This window comes from Chloroflexota bacterium (genome assembly GCA_016875535.1).
GTDB lineage: Bacteria > Chloroflexota > Dehalococcoidia > SHYB01 > SHYB01 > VGPF01.
Genome location: VGPF01000005.1, coordinates 38,494 through 56,450, shown reverse-complemented (window position 1 = coordinate 56,450; position 17,957 = coordinate 38,494). Strand labels below are relative to the sequence as shown.

The following is a 17,957-nucleotide window of genomic DNA, read 5'->3' as shown; positions in this document are numbered from 1 at the left end:
ACCGCTAGAACCATTCGGGTTTCACGAGGACCACGATGAGATAGATGATAAGCACGATGCCGATGAGGAGGAAGGCGATGTGATCGGCGGCCATCAGGAGTCTCCCGATGCGCGGAGGAAGAGGAGTAGGGGGATGAGCACCGAGGCGAAGAGCGCGGCGAAGAAGAGGACAGCGATGAGGTCGCTCAAGGAGCGGGCACCCTTGTGATGCGGTAGCGCATAGCGTTGTTATGCCGGTGTGCTGCGCGCCGGGTCGCTATCACCGGCGACGAGGCGGAGGAGCGCTTCAAGGGGGAAAGGCTTGGGCAGGTAGGCGATCGGCTTCAACTCCTCCAATCGTGTTCTCGGGATGCGCACAGCGGAGACGACGATGGTAGGAACGGACCTCCCTTGTTGCTGGAGGTCCCGGAGGACATCGAGGCCGCTGCCGTCCGGGAGACTGACATCGAGCAGCATCAGATCAGGAAGGGCTCTGTTTAGGGAAGCGCGGGCCTCGGCGGCTGTTGCGGCCTCATGCACTTCGTGGCCTCTGCCGGTGAGATTCCGAACGATGAGCCGCCGTAGGATCGGCTCGTCTTCCACAATCAGGATGCGGCGGTACATGACCTGCTCCCGCGCGATTGCGACCAGCCTTGATTCACGAAGTCGCCCACTATCTTCGAGTGCTAACGGATGTCTGTCAACTGGTGCTGGATGTGTCACACCGGCCTTACCTGCCGGAGCGAGCCCTTATGCTCGCCTAATGGAAGGGTAAAGACGAAACGTGCGCCGCCTTCCGGCCTGTTCTCCGCCTTGATGGTCCCGCCGTGGGCCTCCACCAGGCCTTTGACGACGGCTAGGCCGAGGCCGCTGCCGCCGGTCTTTTTGCCCTGCTCCGGATCCCGGTAGAAGGCCTCGAAGACGCGGGGGAGGGAGGCCGGCGCTATGCCGGGGCCGTTATCGGCCACCTGGATGGCGACCTGTCCATCGGCCACCCTCGCGGAGATGGTAATCACGGTGCCGGGCGGCGTGTATTTGACGGCGTTCTCGATGAGATTCGTGAGGACTTGATCAATCTCCACCGGATCCAAAGGGACCAGCGGGAGATTGTCCGGGATCGCAGTGGTGATGCGATGGTCGGCCGCGGCGCTCTGGAGGCGTTCCACCACGGCATCAACGGCCGCCCGGACCGAGGTGGGCGTCTTGTCCGGACGGAGGATGCCGCCTTCGATGCGGGAGAGGTCTAGGAGGTTTTGGACGATGCGGTTGAGGCGCTTTGCCTCTTCTTCGATCGCCTCTGCAAAGTCCGCCAGCTCCTGGTCTGACCAACGGACATCGGCTTGGCGCATGCTGCCTGCGGAGGTCATGATGGAGGCTAGGGGGGTGCGCAGATCGTGGGAGACGGCGTTGATGAGGGCGGTTTTGAGGTCGTCGGCGCGGCGGAGGATTTCCACCTCCGTGGCCTCTTTCTGGAGCCGCTGGCGCTCTATGCCCAAGCCAAGCTGTTTGGCTATGGCTGAGAGAAGGCGCGCATCCGGCTCGGTGAGGCCTGGCGCGTCCGGACGGAGCACCAGAACCAGAACGCCCGCAGGCTGTCCGTGGACGCGCACCGGCACAACGCTGAGCCGGTTGACGGTCTTTCGGATAAAGGGGCGGAGGATGGGGATGGGCACGGGCACCGCCGGGAGACGGGAGAAGATGACAGTGCGGCGGATGGTGGTGGCCGGAATGGGGACTGAGGGTATCCAGTCCTGCACGAGCTTGCGGCTGAAGACTTGGGCCGGCTGAAGGACGACGGGTATCCATGTGCCCGGGAGCCCGCGCTGCCCTCCGGTGGGCGCCGGGCCCTCCGCAAGGATGTCCACGGGCGTGCGGTCGGCCGAATGGGCCATCTCCAGGGATTCCGGATCGCCGACCTGCGCCGTGGCGCTCTGCTCGTCCCCAGCCGAGATTTCGATGAGGACAGCGCCGAGCTGGAGCTCGGTGTGCAGGCGCTCCGCCATGATCTGCAGGGTCTCGCGGAGGTCGTATTCGCTCATGAGGCGGACGAGGTCGTAGAGCAGGGAGGCTTCGCGCTCGCGCTCCTTGGCCTCCTGGGCCTTGCTGCGCTGGCGGGCGGCGAGTTGGCCCGTGACGAGGGCCGTGAGGAGGAAGATCATCAGGGCTGTCCAGTCATCGCCGCCGAACTCGAAGAGGACAGGCTCGTTTTCAGAGAAGAAGGAATCGAAGGTGAAGATGGAGAGGAGGGCGGCGAGGACGGCCGGGCCGCTGCCGAAGGCGACAGCGGCGACGATGACGCCGACGAGGTAGATGACCTCGATATTCGGAATGCCCAGGCGGCTTTTCGCGAAGGCGACGAGGAGGCTGGTGACGGCGACAGTCGCCACTGCTCCCGGGTAGCCGACCCATATCTTCCTGGCGACTTTATCGAGTTGTTCGAGTCTGACCACGCTGCTGCCTTGAAGTGCGCTTATCCGATTGTACTCCGCGAGGGCCTGCGCGGCAGCATGAAGCGTCGCTCATAGGTCAGCACCAGCTCCTGGTTCTGGTTGGTGACGCGCGTCTCAACGTGGACGATGCCCCTATCCGGCTTGCTACGGGAGGGGCGGATATCCAGCACGACCGTCTCGGCGTAGATAGTATCGCCGATGAAGACGGGGGCGTGATGGGCCACGCGTTCGTATGCCAGATTGGCGATGACGGCGCCGCTGAGGTTGGGGATGCTCATGCCGACGGCTGTGCTGAGCACCAGCAGGCCGTTGACCAGCCGCTGGCCGTGCTGTGACGCTGCGGAATACGCCCTATCTATGTGGAGCGGCTGGTGATTCATTGTCGCGAGGCTGAAGAAGTCATTTTGCCATTCCGTCATGGTGCGCCCGGGCCAATGGACAAAGCGGTCGCCCGGCTCAAGCTCTTCAAGGTAGCGCTCGAAAAGAGTGCGCTCATCGTGTTCCATGCGGGCCTCCAGGGCCAGATTTCTTGACTCGGCCCATTGTGTTCCGTAGACTCATCCAACCGCAAGCCTGAGGCATTATCAAGGAGACCGCAATGATTCTCGAACGACTGACGCTCAAGGGGAAGACGGCGATCGTCTCTGGAGCCGGAGGCGGCGGCATCGGCACGACAACGTGCCTCGCCCTGGCGGAGGCCGGAGCGAACATCGTGGCGGTGGACATCTTTCAGGACCGGCTGCAGGATACGGAACAGCGAGTGAAGGCCCTGGGGCGCGAGTGCTTGGGCGTGATCGCGGACCTGACGAAGCGGAGCGACATCCAGAACGCCGTGGCCCAAGGGGTGAAGAAGTTCGGCGCGATCCACTGTGTGGCGAACGTCGCGGGCGGCATGCGGCCCGATGAGCGCGGCGAGCTGGAGAACTTCCCCGAGGACAAGTTCGACCATGTGGTGGCCATGAATCTGAAGTACATCTACATGATGAACCAGGCTGTGGCGAAGCACATGATCGAAAAGGCGATCCCCGGCACCATGGCCAGCGTGGCCTCAGTGAGCGGCGTGGGCGGCGCGGCCTATCACGCCCCCTACGGCGCGGCGAAGGCCGGTCTTATCGCGATCACCAAGTCCATGGCAGTGGAGTGGGGGGTTTACGGGATCCGGGTGAACGCCCTTGCGCCTGGAGCGGTGAAGACGCCGCGCGCGGTAGCCGGCAACACGGTGGACATGGATACGCGCGCCAAGACGACCATTCCCATCGGACGGGCGTGCGAGCCGGACGAGATCGCGGCAGGTCTGCTCTTCCTCCTTTCGCCGCTGGCGAGTGCTATATCAGGGCATACGCTGGTGGTGGATGGCGGCGCGACCTCCAAGTTCGCCTTTGGCGGCCCCAACGACAAGCACGCCTCACGATCGAACATCCGCGAAGCGCCGCGCCCGTAATCGTCGGGCTGTGAACAGTCCGCGTAAGGCTGAGCGGGACTCTTCGCCATTTCCTTGACGCGCCGCAGTCGTGGGTCGTAGACTGCCGCCCTCCAGATGGTTTCCAAAGGAGGCGGCATGATTCTCGAACGATTGAGCCTTAGAGGCAAGACGGCCATCGTTTCCGGCGCGGGCGGTGAAGGGATCGGCACGGCGACATCGCTCGCCCTTGCAGAGGCGGGGGCGAAGGTGGTCGCGGTGGACATCGCCGCCGAGCGCGTGCAGGACACGGAACGCAGGCTCCGCGCGATGGGCGGCGAGTGCTTGGGCATCCAGGCCGACCTTCGGAAGAAGAGCGAAGTTGATCGCATCATCGCGCAAGCGGTGCAGCGCTACGGCGGCGTGCATTGCCTCGCAAACGTGGCGGGCGGCATGCAGCCTGGGCAATGGGGCAGGCTGGAAGACTACGGAGAGCGGGAGTTCGACGACGTCATTAGCCTGAACCTGCGCTATGTCTTCCTCATCTGCCAGGCGGTGGCCAAGCACATGATCGAACGGCAGATCAGGGGAACGATGGTCAGCGTCGCCTCGGTCAGCGGGATCGCGAGCGCGCCCTACCATGCGCCGTACGGCGCGGCGAAGGCCGGGCTGATGGCGCTGACGCGCTCCATGGCGATCGAGTGGTCGGCCTACGGCATCCGGGCGAACGCCCTTGCTCCGGGATCGGTGAAGACGCCGCGGGCGATGGCAGGCAGCGCCATGGACATGGACGAGCGGGCGAAGGGAAACATCCCCATTGGGCGCGTCTGCCAGCCGGACGAGATCGCGGCTGGCATCTTGTTTCTCCTCTCGCCGCTTTCAAGCGCCATCTCAGGGCAGACGCTCATCGTGGACGGGGCGGCAACGGCGAAGTTTCCCCTCATGGGGCAAACGAACAAGTATGCGCCGGAGGTGCGAGTGGAGGCTCCCAGGCCCTAGGCTTTGCGCTCTCCCTGACGCCAGACTTCCAGGAAGCGCTGGCAGGCAGTCACGAAGCTGAGGATGGCCGTGATGTAAAGGAAGGCCGTCATGAAGCCGGAGATGAGGCCGATGCCGATGAGGATGATGCGCTCCGGCCTGGTGACGATGCCGCTGGTGCAGGGATAGTCCAACCCTTCGGCGCGGGCTTTGACGTAGCTGACCATGGAGGTCCAGATCAGCACCGCGACGGTGAGCATCGCCTCTTCATGTTCGCCTGTACCCAGGAAGTGGGCCAATAGGCCGAAGAAGATGGCCGCTTCCGAGACGCGATCCAGGTTGGAGTCCAGGAATGCGCCAAGCTTTGTGGCGCGGTTGGTGCGGCGGGCGAGGGCGCCATCCAGCAGGTCAATGGCGCTGCCGGCCAGAATCAGGATGCCGCCCCAGACCAGGTGATCCGCCCAGAGAAGCGCGCCCGCGCCGATGCTGGCCAGCAAGCCCAGGATCGTGATCTGATTCGGGGTGACGCCCATGCGATCCAGCATGCCGACTATGGGGTCAATGATGCCGGAGAGCATCGCGCGGCTCCGCCCGCGAAGGCGCTCGAAGAGCGTCGTTTGTGCGGCGGTCATGGCTTCTTTTCGATCCTATCGAGCGCGCCACGCTCATCGAGGAGGCGTTCGTAATAGTTGTAGACCTGGCGTGCGACCTTTGGCCAGCCGTAGGCTTGCGCATGGAGGCGTCCCCGAGCTCCCATAGCGCGGCGCTGGTCAGGATTCTGCATCAGTTCCACGATGGCGGCGGCCAGCGCTTGGTCATCCTGAGGCTCCACCAGCAGGCCTTGAACGCCGTGCTGCATAACGCCGGCATAGCCTGGGATGTTGGAGGCGATGATGGGACGCTCGGTCGCCATTGCTTCCAGGAGGACGATGCCAAAGCTTTCACCGCCGGTGGCGGGGGAGATGAAAATATCAGCGGTGCGGTAGTAGCGCGGCAGCTCGGCATAGTCAACGCCGCCGACGATTTCGATGTCGTCTAGCACACGCTCGCCAAGGACGCGCTCAGAGGCGGGATCGAGCTTGCCGGGGCCGATGATGATGAGGCGGATCTGAGGGTACTCCCACTTGAGACGCCCGTAGGCCGAGATGAGGTACCGGAGGCCTTTGCGCTTCTCCATCCGGCCGACAAAGACGATGTTGAGCTTTCCATCCATATAGCTTTCGATGGGCTGAACGTCCGGCCGGAAATGATCGAGGTTGATGCCGTTAGGGATGATGTTGTAGTACCCGGGGAAGTACTTGCCGATAAGGTCGGCGGCGGCTTGGGAGACAGCGATCTTCCCGTGAAGGTTTCGGAACCAGCGTTTCATGAGGGGCTTGGCGGAGCGATAGCCCCTGCTGCGGGGAACATAGGCGTGGAACGTGCCGACGTTCAAGGTATGAGAGTTGCGGAGGAAGGAGATCGTCAGAGCGGAGACGAGGGGCTCGTGCAGATGGACAACATCGAACTCTTCCTCTTCCAGAAGCGCCCTCACCTGGGGCCCGCGATGGAGAGAGAAGGTAGGGCGGGCGATGGAGCCGGCGATAGGGAGGGGAATCGGCTTGCCGATGGTGACAAGGTTGGGCGTGGCCAACTCCCGCGCAGGCTTAGAGGACGGCGAAACGATGGTCGTGCGGTGGCCCATCCGCTGGAGTTCATCGGAGAGGGAGCGGATGTGGTTCTTCACGCCGCCGGGATAAGCCCAGTCGTACGGAGAGACGAGCGCGATTTTCATATGGACTCGATAACTATGGACTACCGTGAGGAAAGATTCAAGGCTTGCCGTTCAAGCTCTCCGTGGCGGGTTGCTGTTGCATCGCCGCTGGCCTCTCAGGGAGGTCAGAGAGCCAGATTGGGTGAAAGGCCATCCACTGGCCGGGCTGGGAGCGGATATGCCGCTCCAGGGAAGGCACAAGCTCCGCTATGACCGCTTGGGCCTCCTTCGGCTTGCCGTCAGCCATCGTGGCGATGGGGGCTTCTATGATGATCTTGTAGCGCTTTCTCCCACGGCGAAGGGTGTAGGCAGGGAGCAGGGTGGCTCCCGTTCGTAGCGCCATCTCTGCCGCGCCGGTGGGGAGCAGGGAGGGCTCTCCAAAGAGGGGGGTGACGATGCCGTTGCCCTGGATAGCCCGATCTATGGTGACGGCGACGGCTTCGCCTTTTTGCAGCGCGCGAAAGGCGGCGCGCAAGCCGCTGGACGTGGCCGTTTCAATGGCAAGGCCCTGGATGGAGCGTTTGTGGGTGAACCAATCGTGCAGGCGCGGCGGCTGTAGCTGCTCTACGATCAAGGTGAGGGGGACGCCGCGGGCAAGGGAGAGTTGGGCGGCAAGGTCCGGCACCCCCAGATGCGCCGAGGCAAGCACGACTCCTTTACCCTCCCGCAGGGCCTGCTCCAGATGGGGAAGGCCTTCTAAAACGATGCGCTTGTTGAGCTTGGCGGGGCTTGTTCGCGGCATGCGGACGAGGTCATAGTAGTAGGCGGTGAGGGAGCAAAAGGCCTGCCGGGTGGCGCGCTCCACCTGGGAGGCGCTCGCTGCGGGGCCAAGGGCGCGGCGCATGTTGGCGCGGACCAGGCGGCGGCTCTTCCCTCCGAAGCAGTACATGATCTGGCCGAAGGCGAGAGCGATGGGGTAGCCGATGACTGATGGAAGCCATCCCACGGCGAAGACCAGGGTTTTGAGGAAGAGGAGTTTATCCATCTATGACGCCTTCGGGGTCCGGCCCTGGTCCAAGGGTCTCCGCGATGCGGGAGCCGAGCAGAACCTTTGACGGCTTCCACATTTCGCCCGTCTTGTCTTTAGTGAGCAGGGCTACCATCTCCCCTGCGAAGTCATAGGCGCGGCACTGGGTGTGCGACGTGGGCGCGAACTCCACGCTATGGAAGTATTGCCCCTGCCCGATGGCGCGCACATCGGCATCCGAGACGATGGCGGCAGGGAGGTGGAGAAGCAAGAGATCGGCGGGGTAGAGGAGTCGATCAAGGAAGCCTTCGCGGGCCGCCTCTTCGAGCTGTTCGATGGTGAGCGCTTCCTCAATCGAGAAAGGTCCCACCCGGCGGCGTTCCAGGGAGGCGAGATAGGCGCCGCAGCCAAGCGCTTGGCCGAGCTCATGGGCGATGGAGCGGATGTAGGTCCCGCGCCCGCATTCGATGTCCAGGGTCAAAAGCGGCGGCGACCAGTCCAGCAGATCTATCCGCTTGACGTGAACGGTCCGCTCGGCGCGCTCAACCTCTTTCCCGGCGCGCGCCATCTTGTAGAGGGGCTGGCCGTGGCGTTTCACGGCGCTGAACATCGGCGGGCGCTGGAGGATGAAGCCCTGGAAGCGCGGCAGGGCCTCGCGTACCGCCTCCAGGCTTATGCGCCCAGCATCTCCTGCAGGCGTGATTTCGCCCTCACGGTCATAGGTGCTGGAGGTGGCGCCCATGGAAATCGTGGCTCGGTAGACCTTGGCCACGTCCAGCAGGTATTCGCTGACGCGGGTGGCGTGGCCGAGGAGGATGGGGAGGACGCCTGAGGCCTGGGGATCGAGGGTGCCGCCGTGGCCGGCGCGCTCTGCGTTGGTGAGGCGCTTCACCAGGCGCACCATATCGTGCGAGGTGGGGCCGACGGGCTTCAGGATGCTGAGGATGCCATCCATGGGCGATGCCAAGGGCGAAAGGCTACTTCCTGCGGCGACCCTTGGAAGCTGTGTTGAGATTGGCGGCCTCTTCCTTCATGAGAGAGAGGAGGCGCGCGCCCTCTTCGATGGAGTCGTCGCGCTCGAAGGTCAGTTTGGGGATGTAGCGCATGACGAGGCGGTCTTTCAATCGGTGGTGGAGGAAGGCCGCCGCCGCTTGCAGGCCTTCGATGGTCTGTTTCTTCTGCTGTTCATCGCCCAGAACGCTGACATAGACGCGGGCGCTTAGAAGGTCAGGGCTGACGACGACTTCTGTGATGCTGGTGACCTCGGCCAGGCGGGGGTCCCGCACCTCGCGTCGGATGAGTTCGCTCAGCTCTTCGCGGATCAAATCGTTCACGCGGCTCTGGCGTCTGCTGGGCATAGGCGCGCTCCTGGCCGTAGGATGCAAGCCTCCGCACACCCGTGCGGAGGCGAGAAGTGATTAGCCCTGCTTTTCGAGCCGGAAGAATTCCAGGCGGTCGCCTTCTTGGAAATCCTGGATGTCTTCTACGCCGACGCCGCATTCCAGGCCGGAGGTCACCTCGCGCACGTCATCCTTGAAGCGCCGCAGGGAGACGATTGCTCCCTTGCCGATGACTTTGTTTTTGCGCAGAACTTTGGCCGATGAGCCGCGAGCGGCCTTGCCGTCTGTGATGTAGCAGCCGGCGATGAGACGCTTCTGTGCCTTGAAGCTGGCGCGAACTTCGGCGTGGCCTTCGATGACCTCTTTGAAGACCGGCTCCAGGATGCCTTCCAGAGCCTTTTTCATGTCCTCAACCATGGTGTAAATGATGTCATAGGTGCGGACGGGGACGCCTTCCGATTCCGCCAGGCGCTTGGCCCCAGGCTCCACTTTGCTGTTGAAGCCCACGATCATGGCCTTTGAGGCGACGGCCAGAAGGACATCGGACTCATTGATGGAGCCTGCGGCAGCGTGCAGGACGCGCACCTTGGCCTTCTCCGTGGATGTGCGCTCAACGGAGTTGCGCACTGGGTCAACCGAGCCTTGCACATCCGTCTTAATGATGAGCGGAAGCTCCTTGTGCTGGGTCGTGCCCGCGCCCACTTCTTGCAGGAGACCTTTGGCGAGCATGGGCTGTTTGCGTCCGGCTTGAAGCTTCTCTAAGTGGGCCTTCATCTCTGCGTCAGAGGCAAAGGCAATCACTGGGTCGCCGGCTTTGGGGATGGAGGTGAAGCCGAGAACCTCCACAGGGGTGGAGGGCCCTGCCGATTTGAGGCGCTTGCCTTGATCATCCAGCAAGGCTCGGATCTTGCCGCTGGCTTCACCGGCAACAACGGGGTCGCCGACGCTCAAGGTGCCGTTTTGCACGAGGATGGAGGCGACTGGGCCGCGCGAGCGGTCCACATGCGCTTCGATGATGACACCGGTGGCGAGCTGGTCCGGATCGGCCTTGAGATCGGCCACTTCGGCGACGAGGAGGATGGTATCCAGCAGGTCTTGGATGCCCTTGCCGGTCTTGGCGGAGACGGGAACGCCGATGGCCTGTCCGCCGAACTCTTCAAGGAGCAGGCCCTTCTCCAAAAGTTGCGTCTTGACGCGATTCGGGTCGGCCTCCGGCTTGTCGATCTTGTTGATGGCGACGATGACAGGGACGTTGGCGGCTTTGGCGTGGTCCATCGCTTCAATGGTTTGGGGCATGACGCCATCGTCCGCGGCGACGACGAGGATGGCGATGTCAGTGGCCTTTGCGCCGCGGGCGCGCATGGCGGTGAAGGCCTCATGGCCCGGAGTATCGAGGAAAGTGATGGGCTTGCCCTGCGCCGCGACCTGGTAGGCGCCGATATGCTGGGTGATGCCGCCCGCCTCTGATGCCGCGACCTTGGTCTTGCGGATGGCGTCCAGGAGCGATGTTTTGCCGTGGTCCACGTGGCCCAGGATCGTGACGATGGGCGGCCGGGTCTGTAGATTGCCGGTGGCCTGCGCCCCGGAAGCTGTTTGTACCGTCGCCGTCTCCTTGGCCGTCTCCTGCATCGGCCGGTAGCCGAGCGATGCGGCGATAGTGGCGGCGGTATCGAAGTTCACGGCTTGGCTGAGGTTCGCCATGATGCCGATGCGCATGAGCTGCTTGATGAGGTCTATGCCGGAGATCTTGAGGCGTGTCGCAAGCTCCTGAACGGTGATCGTCTGAGGCAACTGGACAGGACCAAGGCTTCCAGGCGCTGGAGCCGTGGGAGCTTGGGCGGGCGGCGCGGCTTGAGGCGGAGGCGCCTTGGCTCGAGAAGGCGGTGGCGCGTGCGGACGTGGCGGAGCATTGCCGCCGAACCTTCGCTGTTGTGGACTCATCGGTCGTCTCCTACCTGACGCTCGTTTGGCTCAGGCTGGCCGCTAAACGTGTCATGTCTTCCTGCGAAAGCTTCACTTTCAATACCGATTCCAGTCTCCCCTTCTTCAGCACTGCCTCCCGGCAGGAGGCCTTTTCGCACAGATACGCGCCGCGTCCTGCGCGCTTGCCCGTGGGGTCTGCGCTTACCGCGCCCGAAGGCTCGCGCACGATGCGGAGCAACCCTCTCTTTTCGCCGGGCTCACCGCAGATGATGCAGTGGCGCTGGGGAACGTGCCGTGGTGCCTGCATGGCCGCTCACCTCTGTGACAAAGATGAACGGGCTATTCTTCCTCGTAGGCAAGGTCTTCTATGCGGCCGCCCTTGCGGCGCTTGGTGTCCCCGCCTTCCCGCTTTTTGCCGCCTTTGCCGCCCTTGCCGCCGCGAAATTCGGCGATGTCCTCCGCGAAGCGGATCTGGGAGGCGGAGGGAGCCGCCTGCGGCACCTTCCAGGTAGCCTCGGAGGCCAGCGCTTCGGCAAGCGTAGGGGCCTCTGCAGAGGCGGGAGCCTCCGCAGGCGTAGCTTGGGCTGCGGCCTGAACGGGCGGAGCCTCGGCCGTAACGGACGTTGGAACGGAGGGCGGCGGTTGGACCGGCTTTGGCTGGGCCGCTCTGGCGCGCTCTGCGATCTCCGCAGGCGGCGCTTGCGGCTTGCCGAGGTCAATCTTCTGCGCCTCCGCCTCTGAGGCGGACTTGATGTCTATGCGCCAGCCGGTGAGCTTGGCGGCTAGGCGCGCGTTCTGCCCCTCTCGGCCGATGGCCAGGGAGAGCATCTTGTCCGGCACCACGACGATGGCCGTATTTTCGCCCTGCTTGGCGGCAACGTGCATCACCTGGGCAGGCGCCAGCGCGCGAGCGATGAAGGCGGCAGGATCCGCCGACCATTCGACAACGTCTATCTTCTCGCCGTGGAGCTCGTTCACGATGTTCTGGATTCGCACACCGCGAAGGCCCACGCAGGCGCCCACGGGGTCCACGCGCTCCTGGTTGGAGGAGACAGCGACTTTGGAGCGGAAGCCTGGCTCGCGAGCGATGGCCTTGATCTCTACGATCTTATTGAGGACCTCCGGCACCTCAAGCTCAAAAAGGCGCTTGAGGAGATTCTTATGGGTGCGGGAGACGACGATTTGCGGCCCGCGGGTGGATTTGCCGACTTCGAGGATGAGGACCTTGAGGCGCTGGCTGGGTCGGTAGCGCTCGGAAGGAGTCTGCTCCGCTGGGGGCATCACGGCCTCGGCGCGGCCTAGGTCGAGGATGACGGAGCGGCCATCGAAGCGCTGGACGACGGCGGAGACAACATCGCCCTCCTTGGTGGCGTACTCGGAGAAGACGATATCGCGCTCAGCCTCGCGAAGGCGCTGGATAACGACCTGCTTGGCTGTTTGCGCGGCGATGCGTCCGGCATTCGCGGGCGTCACCTCTTTTTCAAAGACATAGCCCAACTGGACGTCCGGCTTCAGTTTCTGTGCGTCGCTCAGCGATACCTGGCTGTTGGCATCTTCCACTGCGCCATCGGCCACCACGGTGCGTTTGGCAAAGACATGCACCTCTCCTGTGGTGAAGGAGATGCGCACGGCCAGGTCCATATCGGCCAGGTAGTCCTTCTTGAAGGCGGAGATCAGCGCCGCCTCAACGGCGTTCAAGACAACGTCACGGGGAAGGTTGCGCTCGGCGGCGAGCTGCGTGATGGCGATGATGAATTCGCTTTTCATCTCCGCTATACCTACCTTTCCATGCCCCGAGAACAAAGAAAGTGGGGTGAACCCCACTTTCGTGTGCGCACGGGAACGTGCTAAGCAGGGGCATTATAGCAATGAGTCAGGGCCAGACGCAAGGAAGCCACGAGCGCCCTCCTGGTTTCAATCTGTTGTCGGCTCCTGGTAGGATAGAGGGCGATGAACGGCCTTCTACAGTCAGTGCGCTCTGCGCCAAGGCTGGGCGTGCTCCTCCTTTTTGTCACCTTTTTCTCTCTGTACGCCTTCTTTGCCGCCCCTGGCATTACCTGGAGCAACGCCGCCGCCGATGGTGCGGAGTTGGCGACGGTGGTCCGAACCTGGGGGGTTGCCCACCCTTCCGGCTACCCGACTTATATCTTGTTCGGAAAGGTGTTTGAACTCGTTCCAATAGGAGACCCGGCCCATCGCCTGGCTTTGATGTCGGCCTTCTTTGGCGCTTGCGCCGTGAGCGTAACCTACCTTTTGGGGCGCCTGTTCTGTTCGCTCCCTGAAAAAGGGGAGGTGCGGTACACGACCCGTACTCAAGGCGGTGGAGGCTTCCGGCTTGCAGGGCTCAGCAGAAAGTTTGGCCCCATTCTCGGAGCGGTCGCCCTGGGCTGTTCACCGATCTTCTGGGGCCAGGCCCTTGTTCCCGAGGTCTATACACTTAACGCCTTCTTTGTCACAGTCGTCCTGTGGCTGCTCCTCTCCTGGCTCTGGGAGCCGAACATCCACCGCACCGCGCCCTCACGCAAGCCGCTTTTCGCGGCCTTTCTCTTTGGCCTCGGGATGGGCAACCACTTCACCCTGGCGATTGCTGTGGTGCCTGTGGCCGCTGTCGTTCTTTGGACAAAGCGACGGCCTATGCCTCTCCCTTGGCGCAGCATGGCCGGAGCGTTGCTCTTGGGCCTTGCCGTCTACCTCTATCTGCCCATCGCCGCGGCGCAGAACCCGCCTATTAATTGGGGAGACGCCTCCACCGCTTCAGGCTTTCTGTGGCAAGTGAGCGGCAATCCCTACCGGAGCTACGTCTTTGGCGTTGAATCCTCCATCGTCGGCGATCGGGTTGTTGACTGGTTCAAGCAGATGGTTGACCAGTTCCAGGGCATCGGCGTCCTGCTCACCCTCATCGGCCTATGGCGCCTTTGGAGGGCCGATCGAGCGGTCACGGGAGCCTTGGCGCTTTCGTTTATCGTCCTCTCCATCTACGCCACCTTCTATCTAACGGCTGATTCGTACGTCTTTCTCATTCCCAGCGTAGTCATCGGGGTGCTATGCATCGCCCTCGGTGCCCAATTCCTTCTTCGACAGGCGGAGGCGCTGGTTCAAGACACAGGTAGGTGGATAGCAGCGGACGCAGTCTTGGCCTCTATCGCTTTTTTGCTTGTCCCTGGGCTCAGCCTCATCCGCTTTGCTGACGACTACAGCCTTCGCAGCGATGTAGCTGCCCGGAATTACCCGCAGCATGTCTTTTCCCAGGCGCCCTCCGATGCCGTCATCTTAGGAGATGGCGATCAGCGGCTCTTCACGCTCTGGTACCAGCGATATGTGGAGGAGCCGGATTCGGAGCGTATCATCGTCGCGCGGAACCTCCTGCAATTTGAGTGGTATCGCAGGACCTTTGGGGAGCGTCACCCGGAGTTGGGATTGCAGGAGCTTGAGGGTGATTTCCAAACGGTGTTGCGCGGCTTTGTGGAGCGCAACGCCGGTGCGCGGCCTCTATATACGCTGATTTATGATCCGCTCTTGCGCGGGGAGTTCACCCTCCAACTGGAAGGGCCCGCCTACCGGATCTTGCCGAAGGCTGCTCCGAACTAGGCAAGCATCTTCTGCTTACGGCTGTTCATATAGTCCACCAGGATGTACTGGCCCAGCCGATCTGCCGTCGTGTAGAAGACGCGCCCGCGGTTGATCCGTGTCATCTGCTCGACGAAGTCCACAAGCTGAGAGTTGCGGTCCAGCATGAAGGTGTTGATGACGATGTTTTGCTGCGTGCATCGGCGCACCTCTGCCAAGGTGGAGCGCAAGGTGCGCGGGCTCGGTGGGTACTGCAGGAAGAGCTGACCGCCTTCGATGTGCGCCGTGGGTTCTCCATCGGAAATCATGATGATTTGTCGCGTTCCCACCTTGATGCGGGAAAGGAGCCGCTGGGAGAGCGCCAGGCCGTGCTGGATGTTGGTGTATGGGTCGAACTCATCCCAGGTGAGATAGGGCAGCCGATCCGCCTTTACCTCGCGGGCGTAGGTGGAGAAGCCGACCATAAAGAGCTTGTCCCGAGGGAACTTGGCCCGGATGAGGTTGTCCAGAGCCAGGGCCACCTTCTTAGCGGCGGAGAAGTTCCCGCGCATCGCCATGGAGAGGCTGAGATCGAGCATCAGGACCGTGGACGATTGGCTCAACTCCTCGGCGCGATGGACTTCGAAATCTGTGGCCTCCAGCCGCACCGGAACGCCCGTCCCGCCGCGCTTCACGGCCTTCATCAGCGTCCGCTGGAGATGGGGTGAAAAGGCGTCTCCGAATTCGTAGGGCTTTGTGGCCTCCACCAGGTCCACGCCTGGGCCGGGCTGATCGGTGCTATGGCCGCCGGAGCGGTCGCGCTTGATGAGGGCGAATATCTCCTGCATGGCGCGCTGGCCGATCTTGCGCATGCCCATCGGCGTCAGCTCGATGCGCCCGTTCACAGTGCGGATATAGCCCGCCTCCTCAAGGCGGTCGGTCAGCTTGGCAAGCTGTTCCAGGGCTTTGCGTGCCTCCGGGCCTAGGATCTCGCCCGCCATCTCCTGGTCCACCATCTTCGGCTCGCCCGCCTGCTGCGCGCGCCGGAGCTGCCGCTCCAGCGTGTCCATCTTCCGCAGGTCGTCCATGAACTGGAGGGCGTGGCGGAGATCGAGCTTTTGATCGCCGTAGAAGGTGTGCTCTTCATACTGAAAGGCCGATGGGTGTAGCTGTTCCAGGTTGGCGGCCAGCCGCGCAAGCTCCTGCTGCATCTCCGGGTCGCCCAGGACGCCGTCCATCAGCTCTTGGAGCTGTTTGCTCTGGTCCGGCGGGAGGCTGTTCAACAGGGCCTGCATCTGGCCTATCTGCTGCTGCATCTGCGCCAGCAGGTCGTCCAGGCTTGCGGGCGGGCGATCGCCGAACATCTCGCTGTGGCGCTTGGCGAAGGCGTCAAAGTCCGGCTTCTCCCCGCGCAGCTTCTGCTCTGCAAGGCGGTTCAGGTCGCGGAGCATCTCTTTCATCGCCCTGACCTGTTCCGGTGTGATGCGGCTCAGGTGCTGCGTGAGATCCTTGAAGAGCGCCTGCGCCACCTGTTGCTCCAGCGAGCGCAAAAGCTCATCGAAGGCGGCCTTCGCCTGGGGATCCATGAACTCATAATCGCGCAGGGCTTGGATGGCTCTTGCCGGGTCGTCCTTCGGGATGGCCTCTAGCTTCGCCCTGTTCTGCTCGGCACGCCGCTTCAGATCTTTCAGAAGTTTTTCCTGGAGGTCTTTCCCGAGTTCCTCTTTTGCGCTTGAGCCGTCATTTCCCTTGCCGTCTACGGCGCGCTGCAGTTCGCGCTGGATCCCTGCGCGCTCCCGGCTGGTGATGGCATCGAGCTTCTGCTGGACATCGCGCAGGATGGACGAGGGGTCATGCTGAGAGAGCACTTGCTGGCGCCGCTGCTGGACCCGCTCCAGCAGTTCCTGCGTGCCCATGGTGCGGCTGTGGGAGAACTCGGTGGGGAGTCCCTTGCGCGTCAGCGTGCGGAGGGCGTTGGAGATGTCGCCGTGGGCCAGCAGTTGGTCGGAGAGTTCGCCCAGGACGGCGCTCTCATCAGGCGCGAGGGCCTGCTGCGCCCCGTCCCACCGGCTATAGCGAAAGAGGGGCGGCATACCCTAGCCCCGGTAGCGGTAGGCTCCTTCGACCTTATCCCGGTTCAGCTTGCGGTTGAGGTGCAGGCCCTCCAGGATGAACTCCATGGCGGAGGCGATGCTTGAAGCATCTTCCTGGATATCGAGCTTGCGCATCGCTTCGCGCAGCTCGGGGATATCGTTGAGCTTTTTCACGTAGGCGCTAGACGGCAGAACCTCCGAGACCTCCACCTGCGTCCCGCCATCGAACTTCCCGATGACGCTATCTAAGTCTTGAATCGTGTACCGCTTGTTGAAGACGTTGAGGACGGCCTTCTTGATGAGCTCTTCCAAGAGGCGGCCTTCGCGGCCCTCCTCCACGCTCTCCAGCTCGATCTTGCCGTTGGTGGAGGCGAGGAGATATTGGAGATCGGTGACGCGCGGCACGGCGATGCCTTCCTTGGCGCGGATGGCGCGGCGCACGGCGTTGCTGATCATGCTTTCGTAATTGCAGATGGAGACACGGACGCTGACGCCCGAGCGCTGGTTGATGTCCGGGCTGCGCCGCGCCAGGGAGGTCAGTTCAGCGATGACCTCCTTCATGTAGCGGGGCGCAAAGACCTTGATGCCCGTGTCCTCCGTCGTGTGCGCCTCTTGCTCGACGATGGCGATCTCATGGGCGATGTGCTTAGGGTAGTGAGTGCGGATCAGGGAGCCGTAGCGGTCCTTGAGCGGCGTGATGATGCGCCCGCGGTTGGTGTAGTCCTCCGGGTTGGCGCTGGCCACCACGTAGACGTCCAGCGGGAGGCGCACGCGATAGCCCTTGATCTGGATATCCCGCTCTTCCATGAGGTTGAAGAGGCTCACCTGGATGCGCTCCGTGAGATCAGGCAGTTCATTGATGCAGAAGATGCCGCGATTGTTGCGGGGGATCATGCCGTAGTGGATGGTCAGCTCGTCCGAAAGGTAGCGCCCTTGGGCCACCTTGATGGGGTCAATCTCTCCGATGAGGTCCGCGACGGTGATATCGGGCGTAGCGAGCTTCTCGGCGTAGCGCAGTTCCCGATTGAGCCAGGAGATCGGCGTGTCGTCGCCTTTCTCCTTGATGATGTCCGCCCCGGACTTGGAGATGGGGGCCAGGGGGTTATCGTTCACCTCGCTGCCGTCAATCATCGGGATGTATTCGTCCAGGAGATTGACCATGGCGCGGATGAGGCGCGACTTTGCCTGGCCGCGCTCGCCAAGGAAGATGAGGTCGTGGCCCGCGATGATGGCGTTCTCTATCTGCGGGATGACAGTCTCTTCATAGCCGACGATGCCGGGGAAGAGCTCATGCCCCTTGCGCATCTTCTCGATGAGGTTCCTGCGCAGCTCTTGCTTCACGGTCAGCGATTGCCAGCCTGATTTCTTCAGTTCACCAAGAGTGCGCGCTCGAGAGGTCTTTGGCATGGGGGACACCTCGTCTTGTGTTTACGATCGGTCTGACGGGCGGCAAGAGGGGCGCGACATCGGCTCCGTATCAGGAAAAGAAACGCCCGATGGGGCCACTATACTAGGCGGGGCTAGCGAAT

17 protein-coding genes are annotated in these 17,957 nt (G+C 62.9%); 3 read left to right on the top strand and 14 right to left on the bottom strand.

Annotated features, from left to right (window positions below):
* Positions 1-4 precede the first annotated feature (4 nt).
* The 4 genes from FJ039_03005 to FJ039_02990 all read right to left on the bottom strand — a co-directional run bounded on the left by FJ039_03005 (position 5) and on the right by FJ039_02990 (position 2,935).
* Positions 5-94: a potassium-transporting ATPase subunit F gene (locus tag FJ039_03005; GenBank protein ID MBM4405137.1), complete on the bottom strand. Its 90-nt coding sequence runs from the start codon at positions 92-94 to the stop codon at positions 5-7.
* 134 nt (positions 95-228) lie between these two features.
* Positions 229-603: a response regulator gene (locus tag FJ039_03000; protein ID MBM4405136.1), complete on the bottom strand. Its 375-nt coding sequence runs from the start codon at positions 601-603 to the stop codon at positions 229-231.
* A gap of 95 nt (positions 604-698) precedes the next feature.
* Positions 699-2,429: a DUF4118 domain-containing protein gene (locus FJ039_02995; protein MBM4405135.1), complete on the bottom strand. Its 1,731-nt coding sequence runs from the start codon at positions 2,427-2,429 to the stop codon at positions 699-701.
* Between the two features lie 20 nt (positions 2,430-2,449).
* Complete coding sequence (locus FJ039_02990; protein MBM4405134.1) at positions 2,450-2,935, bottom strand: MaoC family dehydratase; 486 nt, start codon at positions 2,933-2,935, stop codon at positions 2,450-2,452.
* A gap of 92 nt (positions 2,936-3,027) precedes the next feature.
* Between FJ039_02990 and FJ039_02985 the strand changes: the two genes are divergently transcribed.
* A complete protein-coding gene (locus tag FJ039_02985) occupies positions 3,028-3,870 on the top strand; it encodes an SDR family oxidoreductase (protein MBM4405133.1) in 843 nt (280 codons plus the stop codon).
* A gap of 96 nt (positions 3,871-3,966) precedes the next feature.
* On the top strand, positions 3,967-4,827 hold the full coding sequence (locus FJ039_02980) for an SDR family oxidoreductase (protein MBM4405132.1): 861 nt from the start codon (positions 3,967-3,969) through the stop codon (positions 4,825-4,827).
* On the opposite strand, the gene FJ039_02975 is transcribed toward FJ039_02980, so the two are convergent.
* From FJ039_02975 to nusA, 8 genes are read right to left on the bottom strand one after another with little or no spacing between them, the layout of a single operon-like run.
* The gene (locus tag FJ039_02975; GenBank protein MBM4405131.1) at positions 4,824-5,438 is read right to left on the bottom strand and encodes a CDP-alcohol phosphatidyltransferase family protein; all 615 of its coding nucleotides are present in this window, start codon (positions 5,436-5,438) and stop codon (positions 4,824-4,826) included. The genes FJ039_02980 and FJ039_02975 overlap by 4 nt on opposite strands.
* Complete coding sequence (locus FJ039_02970) at positions 5,435-6,580, bottom strand: glycosyltransferase family 4 protein (GenBank protein ID MBM4405130.1); 1,146 nt, start codon at positions 6,578-6,580, stop codon at positions 5,435-5,437. The genes FJ039_02975 and FJ039_02970 overlap by 4 nt, the downstream gene beginning before the upstream one ends.
* A 37-nt stretch (positions 6,581-6,617) precedes the next feature.
* The gene (locus FJ039_02965; protein MBM4405129.1) at positions 6,618-7,544 is read right to left on the bottom strand and encodes a hypothetical protein; all 927 of its coding nucleotides are present in this window, start codon (positions 7,542-7,544) and stop codon (positions 6,618-6,620) included.
* Positions 7,537-8,493: a tRNA pseudouridine(55) synthase TruB gene (gene truB, locus FJ039_02960; protein ID MBM4405128.1), complete on the bottom strand. Its 957-nt coding sequence runs from the start codon at positions 8,491-8,493 to the stop codon at positions 7,537-7,539. Before truB ends, FJ039_02965 begins: the two co-directional genes overlap by 8 nt.
* A 10-nt stretch (positions 8,494-8,503) precedes the next feature.
* Entirely contained in the window at positions 8,504-8,884 is a 381-nt protein-coding gene (gene rbfA / locus FJ039_02955) for a 30S ribosome-binding factor RbfA (GenBank protein ID MBM4405127.1), read from the bottom strand.
* 60 nt (positions 8,885-8,944) lie between these two features.
* On the bottom strand, positions 8,945-10,807 hold the full coding sequence (gene infB / locus FJ039_02950; GenBank protein ID MBM4405126.1) for a translation initiation factor IF-2: 1,863 nt from the start codon (positions 10,805-10,807) through the stop codon (positions 8,945-8,947).
* Between the two features lie 10 nt (positions 10,808-10,817).
* Complete coding sequence (locus tag FJ039_02945; GenBank protein ID MBM4405125.1) at positions 10,818-11,096, bottom strand: YlxR family protein; 279 nt, start codon at positions 11,094-11,096, stop codon at positions 10,818-10,820.
* Positions 11,097-11,128: 32 nt separating this feature from the next.
* On the bottom strand, positions 11,129-12,556 hold the full coding sequence (gene nusA / locus FJ039_02940; GenBank protein MBM4405124.1) for a transcription termination/antitermination protein NusA: 1,428 nt from the start codon (positions 12,554-12,556) through the stop codon (positions 11,129-11,131).
* Between the two features lie 183 nt (positions 12,557-12,739).
* Between nusA and FJ039_02935 the strand changes: the two genes are divergently transcribed.
* Entirely contained in the window at positions 12,740-14,377 is a 1,638-nt protein-coding gene (locus tag FJ039_02935) for a DUF2723 domain-containing protein (protein ID MBM4405123.1), read from the top strand.
* On the opposite strand, the gene FJ039_02930 is transcribed toward FJ039_02935, so the two are convergent.
* Both FJ039_02930 and FJ039_02925 read right to left on the bottom strand, forming a co-directional pair.
* Positions 14,374-16,428, bottom strand: a complete 2,055-nt coding sequence (locus FJ039_02930) for a VWA domain-containing protein (GenBank protein ID MBM4405122.1) — start codon at positions 16,426-16,428, stop codon at positions 14,374-14,376. The genes FJ039_02935 and FJ039_02930 overlap by 4 nt on opposite strands.
* 3 nt (positions 16,429-16,431) lie before the next feature.
* Positions 16,432-17,835 (bottom strand): magnesium chelatase, encoded by a 1,404-nt coding sequence (locus FJ039_02925; GenBank protein ID MBM4405121.1) that lies wholly within the window; start codon positions 17,833-17,835, stop codon positions 16,432-16,434.
* Between the last annotated feature and the right edge of the window lie 122 nt (positions 17,836-17,957).

Excerpts from the sequence above, each read along its gene's own strand:
- FJ039_02935 (MBM4405123.1), top strand. The coding sequence starts at position 12,740 with ATGAACGGCCTTCTACAGTCAGTGCGCTCTGCGCCAAGGCTGGGCGTG.
- FJ039_03000 (MBM4405136.1), bottom strand. The coding sequence starts at position 603 with ATGTACCGCCGCATCCTGATTGTGGAAGACGAGCCGATCCTACGGCGG.
- FJ039_02945 (MBM4405125.1), bottom strand. The coding sequence starts at position 11,096 with ATGCAGGCACCACGGCACGTTCCCCAGCGCCACTGCATCATCTGCGGT.
- FJ039_02975 (MBM4405131.1), bottom strand. The coding sequence starts at position 5,438 with ATGACCGCCGCACAAACGACGCTCTTCGAGCGCCTTCGCGGGCGGAGC.
- FJ039_03005 (MBM4405137.1), bottom strand. The coding sequence starts at position 94 with ATGGCCGCCGATCACATCGCCTTCCTCCTCATCGGCATCGTGCTTATC.
- FJ039_02965 (MBM4405129.1), bottom strand. The coding sequence starts at position 7,544 with ATGGATAAACTCCTCTTCCTCAAAACCCTGGTCTTCGCCGTGGGATGG.
- FJ039_02990 (MBM4405134.1), bottom strand. The coding sequence starts at position 2,935 with ATGGAACACGATGAGCGCACTCTTTTCGAGCGCTACCTTGAAGAGCTT.
- nusA (MBM4405124.1), bottom strand. The coding sequence starts at position 12,556 with ATGAAAAGCGAATTCATCATCGCCATCACGCAGCTCGCCGCCGAGCGC.
- rbfA (MBM4405127.1), bottom strand. The coding sequence starts at position 8,884 with ATGCCCAGCAGACGCCAGAGCCGCGTGAACGATTTGATCCGCGAAGAG.
- FJ039_02925 (MBM4405121.1), bottom strand. The coding sequence starts at position 17,835 with ATGCCAAAGACCTCTCGAGCGCGCACTCTTGGTGAACTGAAGAAATCA.
- infB (MBM4405126.1), bottom strand. The coding sequence starts at position 10,807 with ATGAGTCCACAACAGCGAAGGTTCGGCGGCAATGCTCCGCCACGTCCG.
- FJ039_02985 (MBM4405133.1), top strand. The coding sequence starts at position 3,028 with ATGATTCTCGAACGACTGACGCTCAAGGGGAAGACGGCGATCGTCTCT.
- FJ039_02970 (MBM4405130.1), bottom strand. The coding sequence starts at position 6,580 with ATGAAAATCGCGCTCGTCTCTCCGTACGACTGGGCTTATCCCGGCGGC.
- FJ039_02980 (MBM4405132.1), top strand. The coding sequence starts at position 3,967 with ATGGTTTCCAAAGGAGGCGGCATGATTCTCGAACGATTGAGCCTTAGA.
- FJ039_02930 (MBM4405122.1), bottom strand. The coding sequence starts at position 16,428 with ATGCCGCCCCTCTTTCGCTATAGCCGGTGGGACGGGGCGCAGCAGGCC.